The following is a 16,577-nucleotide window of genomic DNA, read 5'->3' as shown; positions in this document are numbered from 1 at the left end:
CCGGATGCTGGACCCAGCACCACTCCCCCCTTGTACGAAGGAGTACACCCTCATGAGATTCCTCACAGCCAAGAGCGCACTCGTGCTCGCGACGGTCGGCCTGCTGACCGTCGGTCTGTCGGCCTGCGTGTCGGAGAGCGCCGACACGGGCAACGCCGGCGGCACCACCGAGAAGTCCGAACTGCAATGCGGCCTCGCCAGCGGCGAGGCGGCCTCGGGCGACCCCATCAAGGTGGGTGCGATCGCCACCGCGAGCGGCGGCGTCGACTTCTCGTCCTCTCCCGTCGCCGCGCAGGCGTTCTTCGACTGCGTCAACGACAACGGCGGGATCGACGGGCGGCCGATCGAGTACTCCTTCCAGGACGACGCGCTCGACCCCACCAAGACCGCGCAGCTCGCCGCCGGCTACGCCGCCGACACCAGCGTGGTCGGCCTCGTCGGCGACGCGACCTTCATCGGCTGCGACGTGGCGAACGCCGAGTACGCGAAGGCGAACCTGTTCTCCATCACCGGCGTGGGCGTGCCCCAGGCGTGCTTCAACTCCAGCAACATCGCGCCGATCAACGCCGGCCCGCGCAACAGCGCGATCGCCATTCTCCAGCACCTGCAGAAGGAGGGGCAGGCCGACCGCGTGTTCCAGGTGGGGCTGAACACCCAGGGCAACGGCGACTGGGTCGCCGCCGGCATCGAGGAGTACGCGGCCGCGAACGGCATCGACATCGTCGGTTCCGAGCTGAGCGACCCGACCGAGAGCAACTGGCTGCCGCTGCTGCAGAAGATCAAGGACGCGAACCCGACCGCGGTGATCATCGCCGACCCGGGGCCGATCACGGCGTCCATCCTCGCCGCCGCCGAGCAGCAGGACCTTCGTGGGGAGATCTCCTGGGCCTGCACCGCCTCCTGCTACGACGCGCAGTTCGGTCAGCAGATCGGCGCCTATTGGGACGGCTTCATCTCCAACTCGGAGCTGCAGCTCGTCGACGCCGACGGCACCGACAACGAGCTCTGGAAGTCGGTGATGGACGCCTATGCACCGAGCGACGCCCCGCGCGACACCTTCAGCCAGGCCGGCTTCCTCGCCGCGAAGATCTTCACCGAGACCCTCCTCGGCATGGACGGCGACATCGACCGGGACACCGTCTCGACGGCGCTCCAGGGCGTGACCGGCTTCTCGTCCGACCTGCTCTGCGCACCCTGGTACTACGGCGAGGCCGACGCGCACAACGCCAACCACGCGACCCGCATGGCCGTGATCGAGGACGGCGTCTACGGCGAGCTGGCCGGCTGCGAGAACGTGAACGACCCGTCGCTCCAGCCGATCGTCGACCGCGAGAAGTCCGAGGGCCTGGCCGGCTGACGCCGGCCGGATCGAGAGAGCCGTCGCGATGCTCCTGCCCTTCATCATCGCCGGTCTGGTGACCGGATCCCTCTACGCCCTGAGCGGGGTGGGGATGCTCGTCCTCTTCCGCACCACCGGGGTGCTGAACTTCGGCTACGGCGCCCTCGGCGCCCTGTCCGCGATGCTCGCCTGGCAGCTCGTCGAACTGAGGATGCAGCCCGTGCTGGCCTACCTCGTCGGCATCGTCGTCGCGACGGCTCTCTCCCTCCTGTTCGGCTTCCTGGCCGGACCGTTCCTCGCCACCGTCACCACCCTGACGAAGGCGACCGCCACCCTCGGGCTCGCCCTCGTGCTCCTCGGCGTGATGCTCTTCGCCTGGAACGACAAGGCGCGCACCCTTCGCCTCGCGACCGACACCATCGGTCTCGGTGTCGCCGGCACCCGCATCACGGCCACGCAGGTGATCTGCCTCGTGCTGGCCGTCGTCGTGGTGATCGGAACCTCGCTCTACCTGCGGATCAGCTCGACCGGCACCGCGATGCGGGCGCTGGCGAGCGACCGGGAGCTGTCGTCGATGCTCGGCATCCGGGTGCGGCGGGTGGAGCTGCTCGCCTGGACGGTCTCGGGCGCCCTCGCCGGGCTCTCGGGCCTGCTCCTGGCCTCCCAGACCCGGCTCGAACCGGCCTTCCTGACCTTCCTCGTCATCCCGGTGCTCGCCGCGGTCGTGGTCGGCCGGTTCCGCTCCCTGCCGGGAACGCTCGTCGGCGGTCTTGTCATCGGCGTCATCCAGGCGGTGGCGTCGGCGTTTCCCGCGACGTCGCCGTTCGCGAACGCGACACCGTTCCTGGTCGCCACCGTCATCATCCTGTACCTGCAACGACGAAAGGTCGTCACCATCGAGGTCGCACGATGACCGCCACGCTCCAGCAGCGCTCCGCCCGCTCCTCGAAGTGGGACGCGTCGCGGCTGCTGCGCCCCCGCAACATCGTCGTCGCCGTCGTGCTCGCCGCCGTGCTGGCGGCCGGACCCACGGTGTTCGGTGCCTACTGGACCCGCATCTTCACGGTGACCGCGATCTTCGCGATCGCCGCCGCCGGCATCGCCCTGCTCTACGGCCGGCTCGGCCTGGTCTCGCTCGGCCAGGTCTCCCTGATCGGCGTCGGCGGCTGGATCACCCTGCGCGTCGGTCACGCCACGAGCCTCCCGTTCGAGGTGGTGCTCGTGATCGCCGCGATCGGCACCGGGATCATCGGCGTGCTCGTCGGGCTGCCGGCCCTCCGGCTCTCGGGTCTCAACCTGGCGATCGTCACGCTGATGCTCGCCGGGGCCTTCGAGGTCGTGTTCAACGTGACCGGCTTCCCCAACGGGGGCGACGGGTTCCTCGGCCGCGCCGAAGGCGGCGTGCTGCAGCAGCCGCTGGCCCGGCCCGCCATCGCGCAGAGCGACGACGCGTACTTCCGCTACGTCGTGATCATCGCGATCGTCATGTTCCTGATCATCGCCCTGCACCTCTCCAGCCGACCCGGCCGCGCCTGGGCCGCCATCCGGCAGAGCGAGGCGGGCGCCCTCGCCGCCGGCATCGGCACCGTGCGCTACCGGCTCTGGGCGCTCGCGGTGGTCTCGGCCACGACCGGCGTGGCCGGCGGCCTGCTGGCGGGCAACGCCGGGCTCCTCGACCCGATCTCGTTCAAGGCCTCGCAGTCGATCCTGCTGTTCGCCACCGTGCTGATCGGCGGTGCGTACTCGCTGCTCGGCGCGGTGATCGCGGGCTTCTTCTCGCAGGGCATCCCGCCGCTGCTGGACGCCTGGGGCATCGACGGCAACCTCATCTTCGTCATCCTCGGCCTCGGCATGATCCAGGCGATCACCACCGCCCCGCGCGGTATCGCCGGACAGCTGCAGACCCTCTACCACGCCATCCGCAGACGCCTCTCCGGCTCCCGAGACCGGTCGCGCCCGAAGAACGGAGACCGCCCATGACCGCCGGCGCGCCCAGCCTCCTGGTGGACGACATCTCGGTGACCTACGGCGGGGTGAAGCCCCTCGACGGAGTCTCCCTCTCCTTCGACACGGGCGTCTGCGGTCTGGTGGGGCCGAACGGCGCCGGCAAGACCACCTTCTTCAACGTGCTCTCCGGATTCGCGTCCCCTTCGTCGGGATCAGTGCGGTTCGACGGGGTCGACCTGCTGGCGATGAACCCGGCGAGACGGGCTCGCTGGGGGCTCCGTCGCACGTTCCAGCAGGAGCAGGTGATCCACGATCTCAGCGCCTGGGACAACGTGCTCCTCGCCGCCGAGCAGACCGGAGGCGGCCGGGCCGAGGTGCAGGCCGCCCTCGATTTCGTGGGGCTCGACGGCCTGGACCGGCCGGGATCCTCGCTGTCGATGCTCGAGCGGCGGCTGGTCGAGTTCGCGAAGTGCGTCTCCGGGTCACCCCGGCTCGTGGTGCTCGACGAGCCCGCCGCCGGGCTGGACGCCGCCGAGACCGAGCAGCTCACCGCGCTGATCCAGCGCATCCCCGAGTCGTTCGACGTGCTCGTCGTGCTGATCGACCACGACATGGACCTCGTCTCGACCGTCTGCGGCACCACCGCGGTGCTCGACTTCGGCAAGCTGATCGCCCTCGGGCCCACCACCGCCGTGCTCGCCTCCCCCGAGGTGCGCAAGGCCTATCTCGGAACCGCCGACGTCGAGGAGCAAGCATGACCGACACCACTCTCGTCATCTCCGGCCTCACCATCGAGCGGGGCGGCCGCGAGGTCGTGCACGGGGTCGATGTCGTGGCCCGGCCCGGCGAGATCACCGCCCTGCTCGGCCCGAACGGGGCCGGCAAGTCGTCGCTGGTTCTCGCCCTGGCCGGCACCCTGCCCGTGAAGGGCGGCACGGTCACCCTCGACGGGCTCGAGCTCTCGGGCCGCAAGCCCACCGCGGTGCGCGCGGCCGGTCTCGCCACCGTGCCCGAGGGTCACCGGGTGCTGAAGGACATGACGGTGCTCGACAACCTCCGGGTGTCGTCGTTCCTCCTGCCCGCCCGGGAGCGCGACGCCGCGATCGCGCGGGTGCACGGCCTGTTCGAGGAGCTCGCCCCCCTCGGCGAGCGCCTGGCGGGCTCTCTCTCGGGCGGTCAGCAGCAGATGCTCGCCATCGGCCAGGCCCTCGTCGTGCAGCCGAAGTACCTCGTGATCGACGAGATGTCGCTCGGGCTCGCGCCGATCATCGTGCGGCGCCTCGTGCCCGCCCTCCGGCGGATCGCCGAGGCCGGGGTCGGTGTCATCCTGATCGAGCAGTTCACGCAGCTGGCCCTCGACCTGGCGACCGACGCCTACGCCATGGCGCAGGGCCGCATCGTCGTGCACGCGCCCGCGGCCGAGCTGCGCGACGCGCCCGAGCGGCTCGAGCAGGCCTACCGACTGGCCTGACCGGGCCCCGAGTGAAGGCCCGGTCAGGGAGGCGGAGACTCAGACCGGCTGCACGTCGGGGTAATCGACCGACCCGAGCGGGTAGATCCGCCCGCCCGCCTTGGAGTGCTCGGCCTCGCCCGCGCCGTTCAGCCCCAGGAAGACGCCCGTCGTCTGCAGCGCGTAACCGAGGTCATGCAGCCAGACGCTCGCGACCGCGATCTTGAACTCGCGGAAGCAGAACAGGTACAGGCCGTCGGCGAACTTCCAGACGGTCGACATGTCGACGTCACCGTGACCCCGCTGCACCCCTTGCAGGCACTGCCACATGTAGCGCTGCGACGACATGTAGGTGTGCTCGTAGAGGTGGTAGGGGCTGTAGCGGTAGACGTTCCGCTTGCCGATCAGGTCACGCGAGGGCCCGGGCGCCTCCCCGCTCGGCTCGACGCCCTCGAGCACGCCGCTCCAGAACTCCTGCGTCACCTGGGGCACCTCCTCGGTGGCCTCCGCCTGGATGACCGAGTGCGCGGCGAGCGCCCGCCCGGTCGTCGTCGACCACACCAGCGTGATCGACTCGCGGTGCCGGCTGGTCAGCGGCAGGTTCACGAAGAGCACGTCGGGCCTGACCTGAACGGCGTCGTAGGGGTCGCTCTCCCGGCCGGTCGCGAACGCCCCGTCGGCCGACCAGGTCACGGTGCGGGCATCCTCGAATCTGAGGCGGATGCTCGGCCCCTCGGTGAGCGCGATGCCCACCTCGATCCCGCTGAGGTCGGCCGCAGGCAGTCGGTAGGTGTCGATACCGGCGGCGAATTCGTCGTAGCTGCGCCACTCGTCGGCCGGAGCCTCGTCGAGTGCGCGATCGGAGATGTCTGTCATGCTCCCAGCCTCTCCGCATCCGGGCGGCCGGAGTTGTCGCGCGGGGAACGACGCTTGCCGGTCAGCGAACAGCAGCCCGCCTGCACTGTCCCGCGCCACCGCGCGTGTGCCACTGTCGGACCGTGTCATCAGAGAGGAGACGCAATGAACGCAGGTCCTGACGTCATCGTGATCGGCGCCGGTTCGGCCGGATCGGTGATCGCCCGAAGGCTGGTCGACGCCGGCCGCTCGGTGCAGCTGCTGGAGGCCGGAGGGGCGGACACCAATCCCGCCATCCACGACCCGGCCCGCCTCGGCGAGATCTGGCACAGTGCCGACGACTGGGACTACTTCACCGTTCCGCAGAGCCACGCCGCCGACCGGCGGCTGCACCTCCCGCGCGGCAAGGTGCTCGGCGGCTCGCACTCCCTCAACGCGATGATCTGGGTGCGCTGCGCCCCCGCCGACTACGACGGCTGGGCGGCGCTCGGCAACGAGGGCTGGTCGTGGGCGGACGTCGCGCCGATCTTCGAGCGGATCGAGAAGTACGACGGCCCCGCGAGCGAAGGCCGCGGCACCGAGGGCCTGCTGGACGTCACCGTCGACTACGAGCTCAACCCGATCCAGCAGTCGATCATCGACGCCGCGGTCGAGATCGGCCTCGACGAGAACCCCGACTACAACGCGACCCACGAGGGCGCGACGCTCGACGGGGTGTCCCGTCAGCAGCTCACCATCCGCGACGGCAAGCGGCTGAACACCTGGCTCGCCTACGCCCAGCCGGTGGTGGACTCGCCGCTGTTCGAGGTGACCACCGGCGCCTGGGTGCACCGGCTGCTCGTCGAGGGCACGGCCGTCGTGGGCGTGGAGTACGAGGTGGCCGGGGAGCTGCGTCAGGTGATGGCTCCGCAGGTGGTGCTCTGCGCCGGCGCGATCGACTCGCCGCGCATCCTGCTGCGCAGCGGCATCGGGCCGGCCACCGAGCTCGAGGCGCTCGGCATCGAGGTCGTGCACGACCTTCCCGGGGTCGGCAAGAACCTGCACGACCACCTGCTCTCCCCCGTCATCTTCGCCACCGACGCCAAGGAGATCGTCGCTCCGGCCGCCGGTACCGGCATCACCCAGTCGCACCTGTTCTGGCGCAGTCGTGAGGGGCTCGAGGTGCCCGACACCCAGCCCATCCACTTCAGCGTGCCGATGTACGAGGACTGGATGTCGGGCCCCGCGTCGGGCTTCACTCTGATGGGCGGCATCGTCAGCCCTCGGAGCCGGGGCGAGCTCACCCTGGCCGGATCCGATCCGCACGCCGCCGTGCTGATCGACCTGCACGCCCTCGAGGACGACGCCGACCTCGAGGCGCTCACGGCGAGCGTCCGGCAGTGCCGTGAGATGGGCCGGGCGGATGCTCTGGCCGGCGAGTGGGGCGCCCGGGAGATCTACCCCGGCCCCGAGGTGCAGAGCGACGAGGAGCTCCGCGGCTACGTGCGCCGCACCGCGATCACGTACCACCACCAGGTCGGCACCTGCCGGATGGGCGACGACGCCCTGGCCGTGGTCGACTCGACGCTCTTCGTGCACGGGCTGACGGGCCTGATGGTGGCCGACGCGTCGATCATGCCGCGGATCACCACGGGCAACACGAACGCCCCCACCGTCATGATCGCCGAGAAGGCCGCCGAGTTCCTGCTGTCCTGACTTGAACGGCCGCGGCCCCGTCCGCCGCCCCGGGCGTCACTGCCCGGGGCGGTTGCGGATGTCGCTCGGCGACACGTCGTAGGCGGCTTTGAACACCCGCGAGAAGTGCGCGGCGTCGAAGAAGCCCCAGCGGGCGGCGATCGCCCCCACCGTCACCGCGGCGTTCAGCGGGTCGAGCAGGTCGCGCCGGCAGCGCTCCAGCCGGAGCTCGCGGATCCACGTCGACACGGTCGTGCCCTTCTCGCGGAACAGTCCGTGCAGGTGCCGGGTGGAGATGTAGTGCGCGGCGGCGATCCGCTCGGGGCCCAGATCGGGCGCGCTCAGGTTCACGTCGATGTACCGGCGGATCTGCTGCATCAGCAGCTGGTGGCTGTCGCCCGCGTCGGCGTCGAGGTCGAGCTCGCTGGCGAACATCGTGGTGATCAGGTCCATGGCCGACTGGACGAGCCGTGGCCCGGTCACCCCACCGAAGCGGTCCAGGTTCTGCGAGACGTGCTGGAGGAACGGGATGATCATCGCCCCCAGGCCGTCGTCGCTCGAGAAGCGGTGGGCGGTGAGCTGCCCGACGGCGTCGGGTGGGAGGCCGAGCTGGTCGCGCGGGAACATCAGCACGAGCATCCGGATGTCTTCGCCGAAGACGAGCGAGTACGGCCGCTGGGTGTCGTAGACGGCCAGATCGCCCGGCTCGAGCAGGGCCTCCCGCCCGTCCTGGATGAGGAGGCCGGTGCCCGAGACCTGCAGGCTCGCCTTGTAGTACTTCGGGTCGCTGTCGGCGATGAGCTTCGGGGTGCGGAGCACCTGGTGCGACGTGGCGGTGATCTCGCTGACGTGCACCTCGTTGACGTCGACGGTGCGGAGCCGGCCCCAGAACGGAGCGGCACCGAGGCTCGCGACCTCGAGGGGCACGAACGACTGGGCGACGGTCAGCCGGAAGTCGCGCAGGCTCTGCGCGACAGTGGTGCGGACGGTGTGCGGGCCGGGATCGGTCGCGGATGCTGCAGTGCTCACGTATTACCACCTCGTAATAGCGATGCGCCTCCTCGGGTGCGGAGGCGATGGTCGGATTCTAGCTCAGGGGGTCAGCACGTACTTGGTCTCGAGGTACTCGTGGATGCCCTCCGCACCGCCCTCGCGGCCGAGACCGGACTGCTTGACGCCGCCGAACGGCGCCGCGGCGTTCGAGACGACGCCCGTGTTCAGGCCCATCATCCCGGTGTCGATCGAGTCGATCAGGCGATGGCCCCGCGCGAGGTCGCGCGTGAACACGTAGCCGACCAGCCCGTACTCGGTGTCGTTCGCCTTCGCGACCGCGTCGGCCTCGTCGGTGAAGCGCACGATCGAGACGACGGGCCCGAAGATCTCCTCGCGCAGGATGTCGCTGCCCGGCGCCACCTGGTCGAGCACGGTCGGCTCGAAGAACGAGCCCTCCCCCGCGCCGGCCGAGCCGCCGGTCAGGATGCTCGCGCCGCGGTCGACGGCATCGGCCACCAATGCCCCGACCTTCGACACCGCTCCCGCGTCGATCAGCGGCCCGATCGTCACGCCCTCCTCGGTACCCCGGCCCATCCGGAACGACCCCACCCGCTCGGCGAGCCGACGGCCGAACTCGTCGGCCACGGCCTCGTGCACGATGAAGCGGTTGGCGGCGGTGCAGGCCTGGCCGGTGTTGCGGAACTTCGCCACCAGCGCCCCCTCGACCGCCGCGTCGAGGTCGGCGTCGTCGAACACGACGAACGGGGCGTTGCCGCCGAGCTCCATCGAGGTCTTCAGCACACCCTCGGCCGCCTGCTTCAGCAGCTGCACGCCCACCGGGGTCGAGCCGGTGAAGCTGAGCTTGCGGAGGCGCGGGTCGGCGATGATCGGGTCGGAGACCGCCCGGCTCGTGGTGGTGGTGATCACGTTGACGACGCCGGCCGGCAGGCCGGCCTCCTCGAGCAGTCTCACCAGGAAGAGGGTGGTCAGCGGCGTCAGGGCGGCCGGCTTGATCACCGAGGTGCAGCCGGCCGCGATCGCCGGGGCGAGCTTCCGGGTGGCCATGGCCAGCGGGAAGTTCCACGGTGTGATGAGGAAGCAGGGTCCGACGGGGCGCTGGGTCACGATCATCCGCCCGGTGCCCTCGGGGTTCGAGCCGTAGCGGCCCGTGATGCGCACGGCCTCCTCACCGAACCAGCGGAGGAACTCGCCGCCGTAGGCGACCTCGCCGCGTGCCTCGGCGAGCGGCTTGCCCATCTCGAGCGTCATCAGCAGGGCCGCGTCCTCCTTGCGCTGCTGGAGCAGATCGAAGGCTCCGCGCAGGATCTCGCCGCGCACGCGGGGCGCGGTCGCGGCCCACGACTCCTGCGCCGCGACCGCGGCGTCGAGGGCGAGCGCTCCGTCCTCCACGCCGGCATCGGCGATGGACGCGATGACGCGGCCGGTCGCCGGGTCGTCGACGTCGAGCGTCGCACCGCTCAGCGCGTCGACCCAGCGGCCGGCGATGAACAGCTGCGTCGGGATGCCGCCGAGCAGCTCGGCCTCACGCTCGGCCGTCACAGCGTGTTCCCCAGCTTGAAGCCCTGATCGGTGTCGCCGGCCCGGGTGTACGAGAAGCCGTCGGCGCCGATCGTCACGGCCATCTCGCTCGGAGCCTCCCGGGCGATCACCGGCTGCGGCTCGCCGTCGAGGTCGAGCACGAGGGAGGCCTCGGTGTACCAGCTCGGCACGACGGGGTTGCCCCACCAGTCGCGGCGCTGGTTGTCGTGCACGTCCCAGGTCACGACCGGGTTGTCAGGGTCGCCCGTGTAGTAGTCCTGCGTGTAGATCTCGACGCGGTGCCCGTCGGGGTCGGTGATGTAGAGGTAGAAGGCGTTCGAGACGCCGTGCCGGCCCGGGCCCCGCTCGATCAGGTCGCTCTTGCGCAGGGCGCCGAGCTTGTCGCAGATGTAGAGGATGTTGTGCTTCTCGTGCGTCGAGAAGGCGATGTGGTGCATCCGTGGGCCGTTGCCCCCGGTGAGGGCCGTGTCGTGCACGGTGTCCTTGCGGCGGAGCCAGGCGGCGTAGGTGACGCCGTTCTCGTCCTGGATGTCCTCCGTGACCCGGAACCCGAGGTCTTCGAGGTACTTGCGGCCGCGCGGCACGTCGGGGGTGACCTGGTTGAAGTGGTCGAGGCGCACGAGGGCGCCCGGGCCGTAGAGGTCGTAGCGCCAGGCGAGGCGCTCGACGTGGTCGACCTGGTAGAAGAACTCGTACGGGAAGCCGAGCGGATCGGTGACCCGCACCGAGTCGCCGACACCGTTCACGAAGCCGTCGGCCCGGCGCTCGACGCGGCAGCCGAGAGCGCGGTACCAGGCCTCCGCCCGGTCGACGTCCTCCGGGCTGCGCACCCGGTAGGAGAAGGCGGCGACGGCCGCGACCGGGCCCTTCCGCAGCACGAGGTTGTGGTGGATGAACTCCTCGAGGCTGCGCAGGTAGATCGCCTCGTCGTCCTCCTCGGTCACCACGAGGCCGAGGATGTCGACGTAGAACTCGCGCGAGCGGGCCAGGTCGGTGACCACGAGCTCCATGTACGCGCAGCGCAGGATGTCGGGCGGGGTCAGCTCGGGGGTGGGGATGGTGTCGATCGTCATCGATCAGACCTTTCTGTAGCGGGGAGTGTGGGGAGGGTTCAGCCGGCGGTGACCGCGGCGTCGGACGCCCCGAACCGGGCGGTGTGCACCTCGCCGAGCGTGATGTGCACCGCCTGCTGGTCGGAGTAGAAGTCGAGCGAGCGGTAGCCGCCCTCGTGGCCGAGTCCCGATGCCTTCACCCCGCCGAACGGGGTGCGCAGGTCGCGCACGTTGTGCGAGTTGAGCCAGACCATGCCCGACTCGACCGCCTGGGCGAAGGTGTGGGCGCGCTCCAGGTTCGAGGTCCAGATGTAGGCGGCGAGACCGTACTTCACGCCGTTGGCGAGCGCCAGCGCCTCCTCGTCGGTGTCGAAGGGCGTGATCGCGACGACCGGGCCGAAGATCTCCTCCTGGAAGATGCGCGCGTCGGGCTTCACGTCGGCGAACACCGTCGGCGCCACGTAGTTGCCGGTCTCGAAGCCCTCGGGCCGCCCCCCGCCCGCCACGAGGCGGCCCTCGCCCTTGCCGATCTCGACGTAGCTCATCACCTTCTCGTAGTGCTCCGGATGCACGAGCGCCCCGACCTCGGTCTTCGGATCGTGCGGGTCGCCCACCACGATCCTCTTCGCCCGCGCGGCATAGCGCTCCACGAACTCGTCGTACACGGGGCGCTCCACCAGGATGCGGGAGCCCGCCGTGCACCGCTCGCCGTTCAGCGAGAACACCCCGAACAGGGTCGAGTCGATGGCCCGGTCGAGGTCGGCGTCGGCGAAGACCACGGCCGGCGACTTGCCGCCGAGCTCCATCGACATGCCCTTCAGGGTGGGAGCGCAGTTGGCGAAGATGATCTGCCCGGTGCGGCTCTCGCCGGTGAACGAGATCAGCTGCACGTCCTCGTGCTTCACCAGCGCGTCGCCGGCCTCCTCCCCCAGGCCGTTCACGAGGTTGAAGACCCCGTCGGGCACCCCCGCCTCGCGGAAGATGTCGGCCCAGAGGCTCGCCGAGAGCGGCGTGAACTCGGCGGGCTTCAGCACCACCGTGCAGCCCGAGGCGAGCGCCGGCGCCAGCTTCCAGCTCTCGAGCATGAAGGGGGTGTTCCACGGCGTGATCAGCCCGGCCACGCCCTTGGGCTTGCGGTTGACATAGTTCAGCTGCCGGCCCGGCACCTTGTAGGCGTCGTCGGCCTGCGCCACGATCAGGTCGGCGAAGAAGCGGAAGTTCTCGGCCGCCCGCTGCGCCTGCCCGAGTGCCTGGGTGATCGGCAGCCCCGAGTCGAACGACTCCAGCTCGGCGAGCCGCGCATCCCTCGACTCGACCAGGTCGGCGATGCGGTTCAGGATGCGCGAGCGCGCCCGAGGCAGCATGCGGGGCCAGGGCCCCTCGTCGAAGGCGCGGCGTGCCGCGGCGACCGCGCGATCGATGTCGTCGCGCTGCCCGGCGGCGGCCTGCACGTACGTCTCGTTCGAGACCGGATCGAGCACGTCGAAGGTGGCCCCGGAGAGGCTGTCGACGAACTCGCCGTCGATGTAGTGCTGGATCTTCTCGGGCAGCCCCTCGGGGACGTGCAGGGTGCGGGGGGACTGATCGGTCATGGTGACTCCTTGAGAGCGGACTCCATCGTGCGGCTGAGTCAGATGATATACGATAAGAGACACAATCAGAAGAGGGTGTCCTCGATAGACTGCGAGGGCGCACCGCGAGGAAGGACGACGACGTCATGCTCGACTCCGCCACCATCGAGGCCATCGCCGACGAACTCGTCGAAGCGGCGACGAGCCGCGCCCCGGTTCCGCTGCTCACCGCCCGCCATCCCGGCATGACCGTCGAGGACTCCTACGCGGTGCAGGGCCTCTGGCGCTCCCGCAACGAGGCCCTCGGCCGCACGGTCGCCGGCCACAAGATCGGCCTCACCTCCAAGGCCATGCAGGCCGCCACCGGCATCACCGAGCCCGACTACGGCGTCATCTTCGACGATATGGTGCTCGAGACCGGCAGCGTGCTGCAGTGGGGTGCCTACGCGAACCCCCGGGTCGAGGTCGAGCTCGCCTTCCGCCTGAAGAGCCCGCTGCGGGGGCCCGGATGCACGATCTTCGACGTGCTCGCGGCGACCGACTACGTGGTGCCGGCCCTCGAGGTGCTCGACTCGCGCATCGAGATGGATGGGCGCACGATCGTCGACACCATCAGCGACAACGCCGCCATGGGGGTCATGGTGGTCGGCGGCCGCCCGGTGCGTCCCGACGAGATCGACCTGCGCTGGGCGGGCGCGATGCTCTACCGCAACGAGGGCATCGAGGAGACCGGTCTCGCCGGCGGCGTGCTCAACAACCCCGCGTCGGGTGTGGCGTGGCTGGCGAACAAGCTCGCGGCCCACGACGACGGGCTCGCCGCCGGAGAGCTGATCCTCGCCGGATCGTTCACGCGGCCGATGTGGGTGTATCAGGGCGACTCGGTGTTCGCCGACTACGGCCCTCTGGGGGTGGTGACGTGCCGGTTCGTGTGAGCCCCGAGGAGGGCTTCCGGGCGGCGCTCGCCGCGCATCCTGGACCCCTCGCCGGCATGTGGGTGTGCAGCGGCAGCCCCCTGGTGGCCGAGCTCGCGGCCGGTTCGGGCCTGGACTGGCTGCTGATCGACGCCGAGCACAGCCCCAACGGTCTGGAGTCGCTCGTCGCCCAGCTGCAGGCGGTGCACGGCTACCCGGTGCTGCCCGTGCTGCGGCCGCCCGTGCTCGACCCGGTGCTGATCAAGCAGTACCTCGATCTGGGCGCGCAGACCCTGCTCGTGCCGATGGTCGACACGGCCGAGCAGGCCGAGCTCGCAGTGCGGAGCACGCTCTACCCGCCCGACGGCATCCGCGGCGTCGGCTCGGCGCTCGCCCGCGCCTCGCGCTGGAACCGCAGCGAGGGCTACCTGCAGCACGCCGGTGAGACGATCGCGGTGATCGTGCAGATCGAGTCGCGCGAGGCCGTCCGGAACATCGAGTCGATCGTGCAGGTGCCGGGGCTCGGGGGGATCTTCCTCGGCCCGGCCGATCTCGCCGCCTCGCTCGGCGTACTGGGGCAGCAGGACCACCCCGAGGTGATCGCCGCCGTCGAGCACTGCCTCACGGTGGCCGCCGCGCACGGGGTTGCCGCCGGCGTCAACGCCTTCGCCGAGCCGCTGGCCCGCCGCTACCTCGCGGCGGGAGCGTCGTTCGTGCTGGTGGGGGCCGACGTGGCCCTGCTGGCGCGGGGATCGGAGGCGCTGGCCGAACGGTACGCGGTCGGCGAGGCCGACCCGGCTTCGCCGGCCGCCGACCGCCCCGGCTACTGAGAGGGGCGCCGCGTCTCAGCGTCGCGGTGCGGCGTGGTGGTCGGCCTGGTACGACAGCAGGGCGTCGAGCGTGCCGGTGCGGTGGGCCCGCGCAGCGAGCTCGATCTCGAGTGCCGGGGCGCCCGACTCGATCAGCCGCAGCAGGCTCTCGTGCTCGGCGACCGACTCCCGCGCGCGACCGGGAACGAAACTGAAGGTGGAGTCGCGGAGCACGGCCAGCCGGTCCCAGCCGCGGTGCACGAGGTCGAGCACGTGCGGGTTCGGGCAGTGCTCGAAGATCACCGCGTGGAAGGCGCGGTTCAGCTCGGTGAAGCGGTGCGGGTCGAAGTGGTCGAGGCAGTCGGCCATCTGCGCGTTCACGGCACGCGCCTCGGCGAAGTCGCCGGCGGTCACGAACGGCGCGGAGAGCGCGGTGGCCGCTCCCTCCACGAGGCTGAGCGTCTCCATCGTGTAGAAGTACTCGCGCTCGTCGACCATCGCGACCTGCGCCCCGACGTTGCGCTCGAAGGTGACGGCGCCCTCGGCCTCGAGCCGGCGGATGGCCTCGCGGACGGGCACGACGCTGACACCCAGCTGCTTGGCGATGGGGCCGAGCACGAGGCGGAAGCCGGGGGTGTAGCTGCCGTTCCGGATGCGCTCCTTGATGAACGCGTAGGCCTGCTCCGACTTGCTCGACGCGGTCTCCGTGCTCGACGCCGTCTGGGCGGGCGGTCCCTCGTCGCGGGTGGCACTCGTCGTCATCGGGTCTCCTTCTCGTAGCGCGCCTTCCACGCCGCATTCATAGGGTAGAGGCCGTCGACGCCCTCGCCGCGGGCGACCTGCTCGGCGATCCACGCCTCCTCGCGCTCCTGCTCGATGGCGGCGTCGGCGATCTCGGCCACGAGGGCCGGCGGGATGACCAGCACGCCGTCGTCGTCGCCGACGATCACGTCGCCCGGCTGCACGGCAGTGCCCCCGCAGGCGACGGTCAGGTCGACGTCCCACGGCACGTGCCGGCGGCCGAGTACGGCAGGATGCCCGCCCTGCGAGTACGCCGGGATGTCCAGCGCCGTGACGGCCGCTAAGTCCCGGATGCCCCCGTCGGTCACGATCCCGGCCGCGCCGAGCTGCTGCGCCCGCAGCGCCAGGATGTCCCCCACCGTGCCCGTGCCGGCCTCGCCCCGCGCCTCGATGACGAGCACGTCGCCGGGCTTCAGCGAGTCGAACGCGCGCTTCTGCGCGTTGTAGCCGCCGCCGTGCGCCGCGAACAGGTCCTCCCGGTTGGGGATGAAGCGCAGGGTGCGGGCCCGGCCGATCATCTTCGTGCCGGGGTGCGTCGGCCGGACGCCGTCGATCGTCACCTGGTCGAGACCGCGCTTGCGGAGCTGGGAGCTGAGCGTGGCCGTGCCGACCGAGGCGAGCTTCGCGCGCAGCTCGTCGGTGAGCTCGAAGGGGGACTCGGCCGGCGGGAGTTCGGCCGCCTCGCGGCTGCCCCAGGCCTCCGCGCGCTGCAGCTCGTCGATCTGCGGGCCGGCACCGTGGGCTCCGGTGGGCGCCGCGCCCTCGACGACCCGGGTGACGAGCCGGCCGCTGGTGGGAGCGCCCGGAGCATCCGGAGCATCGACCTCGACCTCGACCACCTGGCCCGGCCTGACGACGCTCGACCCCGCCGGCGTGCCGGTGAGGATGACGTCGCCGGGCTCGAGGGTGATCAGCTCGGAGAGGTCGGCGACGAGCTGGGCGAAGGGGAAGACGAGGTCGGTGGTGCGGTCGTCCTGCACCAGTGCGCCGTCGACCCAGGTGCGGATGCGGAGCGCCGTCGGGTCGAGGCCGGCTGCGTCGACGAGGGCCGGGCCGAGCGGGGTGAAGCCGTCGCCGCCCTTCGAGCGGAGGTTCGAGCCCTTGTCGGCCCAGCGGAGGTCGTAGACGCCGAAGTCGTTCGCCGCGGTGACGGCGGCGACGTGGGCCCAGGCCTCCTCGCGGGAGACCCGTCGGGTCTCTCTTCCGATGACGAGGGCGATCTCGCCCTCGAAGGCCAGCAGCTCGGTGCCGAGCGGGCGCTCGATGACGCCGCCGCTCGCCGCCACGGAGGTCGACGGCTTCAGGAAGTAGGACGGCTGCGAGGGGGTGCGGCCGCGCTGGGCGATGCGGCTCGGGTAGTTCAGGTGCAGGGCGATCACCTTGCCGGGCCGGTCGCGCCCGGCGGGGTCGAACGACCGGGCGGGCGCGAACGACCGGGCGGGCGCGAACGACCGGGCGGGCTCGAACGTCGGAGCAGGGGTGACGGCTTCGTCAGTCATGGGCCGATCGTATATTATTTAGTACACTTTTCCCAGTCCCGACGCTATACTTGCACCGTCTGGTCGAAGCCGACCGGTGCTCGAAAAAGGGGCACGAAGTCCGCCCGTCGCGGCGA

15 protein-coding genes are annotated in these 16,577 nt (G+C 70.9%); 8 read left to right on the top strand and 7 right to left on the bottom strand.

The window, feature by feature from the left end; genetic code table 11:
• Positions 1-52: 52 nt before the first annotated feature.
• Genes HQQ85_RS19750 through HQQ85_RS19730 form a run of 5 tightly spaced genes read left to right on the top strand, consistent with a single transcriptional unit; the run spans position 53 to position 4,757 of the window.
• Positions 53-1,357 carry an ABC transporter substrate-binding protein gene (locus HQQ85_RS19750; protein WP_173184346.1) on the top strand — a complete coding sequence of 435 codons (1,305 nt, stop codon included), beginning with the start codon at positions 53-55 and terminating at the stop codon, positions 1,355-1,357.
• Between the two features lie 28 nt (positions 1,358-1,385).
• Positions 1,386-2,252: a branched-chain amino acid ABC transporter permease gene (locus HQQ85_RS19745; protein WP_173184344.1), complete on the top strand. Its 867-nt coding sequence runs from the start codon at positions 1,386-1,388 to the stop codon at positions 2,250-2,252.
• Positions 2,249-3,319 carry a branched-chain amino acid ABC transporter permease gene (locus HQQ85_RS19740; RefSeq protein WP_173184342.1) on the top strand — a complete coding sequence of 357 codons (1,071 nt, stop codon included), beginning with the start codon at positions 2,249-2,251 and terminating at the stop codon, positions 3,317-3,319. The genes HQQ85_RS19745 and HQQ85_RS19740 overlap by 4 nt, the downstream gene beginning before the upstream one ends.
• Positions 3,316-4,044 (top strand): ABC transporter ATP-binding protein, encoded by a 729-nt coding sequence (locus HQQ85_RS19735; protein WP_173184340.1) that lies wholly within the window; start codon positions 3,316-3,318, stop codon positions 4,042-4,044. The genes HQQ85_RS19740 and HQQ85_RS19735 overlap by 4 nt, the downstream gene beginning before the upstream one ends.
• Positions 4,041-4,757 (top strand): ABC transporter ATP-binding protein, encoded by a 717-nt coding sequence (locus tag HQQ85_RS19730; protein ID WP_173184338.1) that lies wholly within the window; start codon positions 4,041-4,043, stop codon positions 4,755-4,757. The genes HQQ85_RS19735 and HQQ85_RS19730 overlap by 4 nt, the downstream gene beginning before the upstream one ends.
• 39 nt (positions 4,758-4,796) lie before the next feature.
• Here HQQ85_RS19730 and HQQ85_RS19725 read toward each other — a convergent pair whose 3' ends face one another.
• Positions 4,797-5,612: a MoaF C-terminal domain-containing protein gene (locus tag HQQ85_RS19725; protein WP_173184336.1), complete on the bottom strand. Its 816-nt coding sequence runs from the start codon at positions 5,610-5,612 to the stop codon at positions 4,797-4,799.
• Between the two features lie 144 nt (positions 5,613-5,756).
• Here HQQ85_RS19725 and HQQ85_RS19720 point away from each other — a divergent pair, with 144 nt between their 5' ends.
• The gene (locus tag HQQ85_RS19720) at positions 5,757-7,286 is read left to right on the top strand and encodes a GMC family oxidoreductase (RefSeq protein WP_173184334.1); all 1,530 of its coding nucleotides are present in this window, start codon (positions 5,757-5,759) and stop codon (positions 7,284-7,286) included.
• A 36-nt stretch (positions 7,287-7,322) separates the two neighbouring features.
• On the opposite strand, the gene HQQ85_RS19715 is transcribed toward HQQ85_RS19720, so the two are convergent.
• From HQQ85_RS19715 to hpaE, 4 genes are all read right to left on the bottom strand, one after another.
• Positions 7,323-8,294: a helix-turn-helix domain-containing protein gene (locus HQQ85_RS19715; RefSeq protein ID WP_173184332.1), complete on the bottom strand. Its 972-nt coding sequence runs from the start codon at positions 8,292-8,294 to the stop codon at positions 7,323-7,325.
• A 63-nt stretch (positions 8,295-8,357) separates the two neighbouring features.
• On the bottom strand, positions 8,358-9,818 hold the full coding sequence (locus tag HQQ85_RS19710; protein ID WP_173184329.1) for an NAD-dependent succinate-semialdehyde dehydrogenase: 1,461 nt from the start codon (positions 9,816-9,818) through the stop codon (positions 8,358-8,360).
• Entirely contained in the window at positions 9,815-10,891 is a 1,077-nt protein-coding gene (gene hpaD, locus HQQ85_RS19705; protein WP_173184327.1) for a 3,4-dihydroxyphenylacetate 2,3-dioxygenase, read from the bottom strand. Before hpaD ends, HQQ85_RS19710 begins: the two co-directional genes overlap by 4 nt.
• A 38-nt stretch (positions 10,892-10,929) precedes the next feature.
• A complete protein-coding gene (gene hpaE / locus HQQ85_RS19700; RefSeq protein WP_173184325.1) occupies positions 10,930-12,462 on the bottom strand; it encodes a 5-carboxymethyl-2-hydroxymuconate semialdehyde dehydrogenase in 1,533 nt (510 codons plus the stop codon).
• A gap of 125 nt (positions 12,463-12,587) precedes the next feature.
• Between hpaE and hpaH the strand changes: the two genes are divergently transcribed.
• Both hpaH and HQQ85_RS19690 read left to right on the top strand, forming a co-directional pair.
• A complete protein-coding gene (gene hpaH / locus HQQ85_RS19695) occupies positions 12,588-13,373 on the top strand; it encodes a 2-oxo-hept-4-ene-1,7-dioate hydratase (protein ID WP_173184323.1) in 786 nt (261 codons plus the stop codon).
• Entirely contained in the window at positions 13,358-14,182 is an 825-nt protein-coding gene (locus HQQ85_RS19690) for an aldolase/citrate lyase family protein (protein WP_173184321.1), read from the top strand. Before hpaH ends, HQQ85_RS19690 begins: the two co-directional genes overlap by 16 nt.
• Positions 14,183-14,197: 15 nt before the next feature.
• Here HQQ85_RS19690 and HQQ85_RS19685 read toward each other — a convergent pair whose 3' ends face one another.
• Entirely contained in the window at positions 14,198-14,923 is a 726-nt protein-coding gene (locus HQQ85_RS19685) for a GntR family transcriptional regulator (RefSeq protein WP_173184319.1), read from the bottom strand.
• Positions 14,920-16,461 carry a fumarylacetoacetate hydrolase family protein gene (locus HQQ85_RS19680; RefSeq protein WP_173184317.1) on the bottom strand — a complete coding sequence of 514 codons (1,542 nt, stop codon included), beginning with the start codon at positions 16,459-16,461 and terminating at the stop codon, positions 14,920-14,922. Before HQQ85_RS19680 ends, HQQ85_RS19685 begins: the two co-directional genes overlap by 4 nt.
• Positions 16,462-16,577 lie beyond the last annotated feature (116 nt).

The organism is Herbiconiux sp. VKM Ac-2851, from assembly GCF_013205105.1.
Lineage (GTDB): Bacteria > Actinomycetota > Actinomycetes > Actinomycetales > Microbacteriaceae > Herbiconiux > Herbiconiux flava.
The sequence above is the reverse complement of the archived record's forward strand: the minus strand, read 5'-3'. Positions and strand labels throughout refer to the sequence as shown.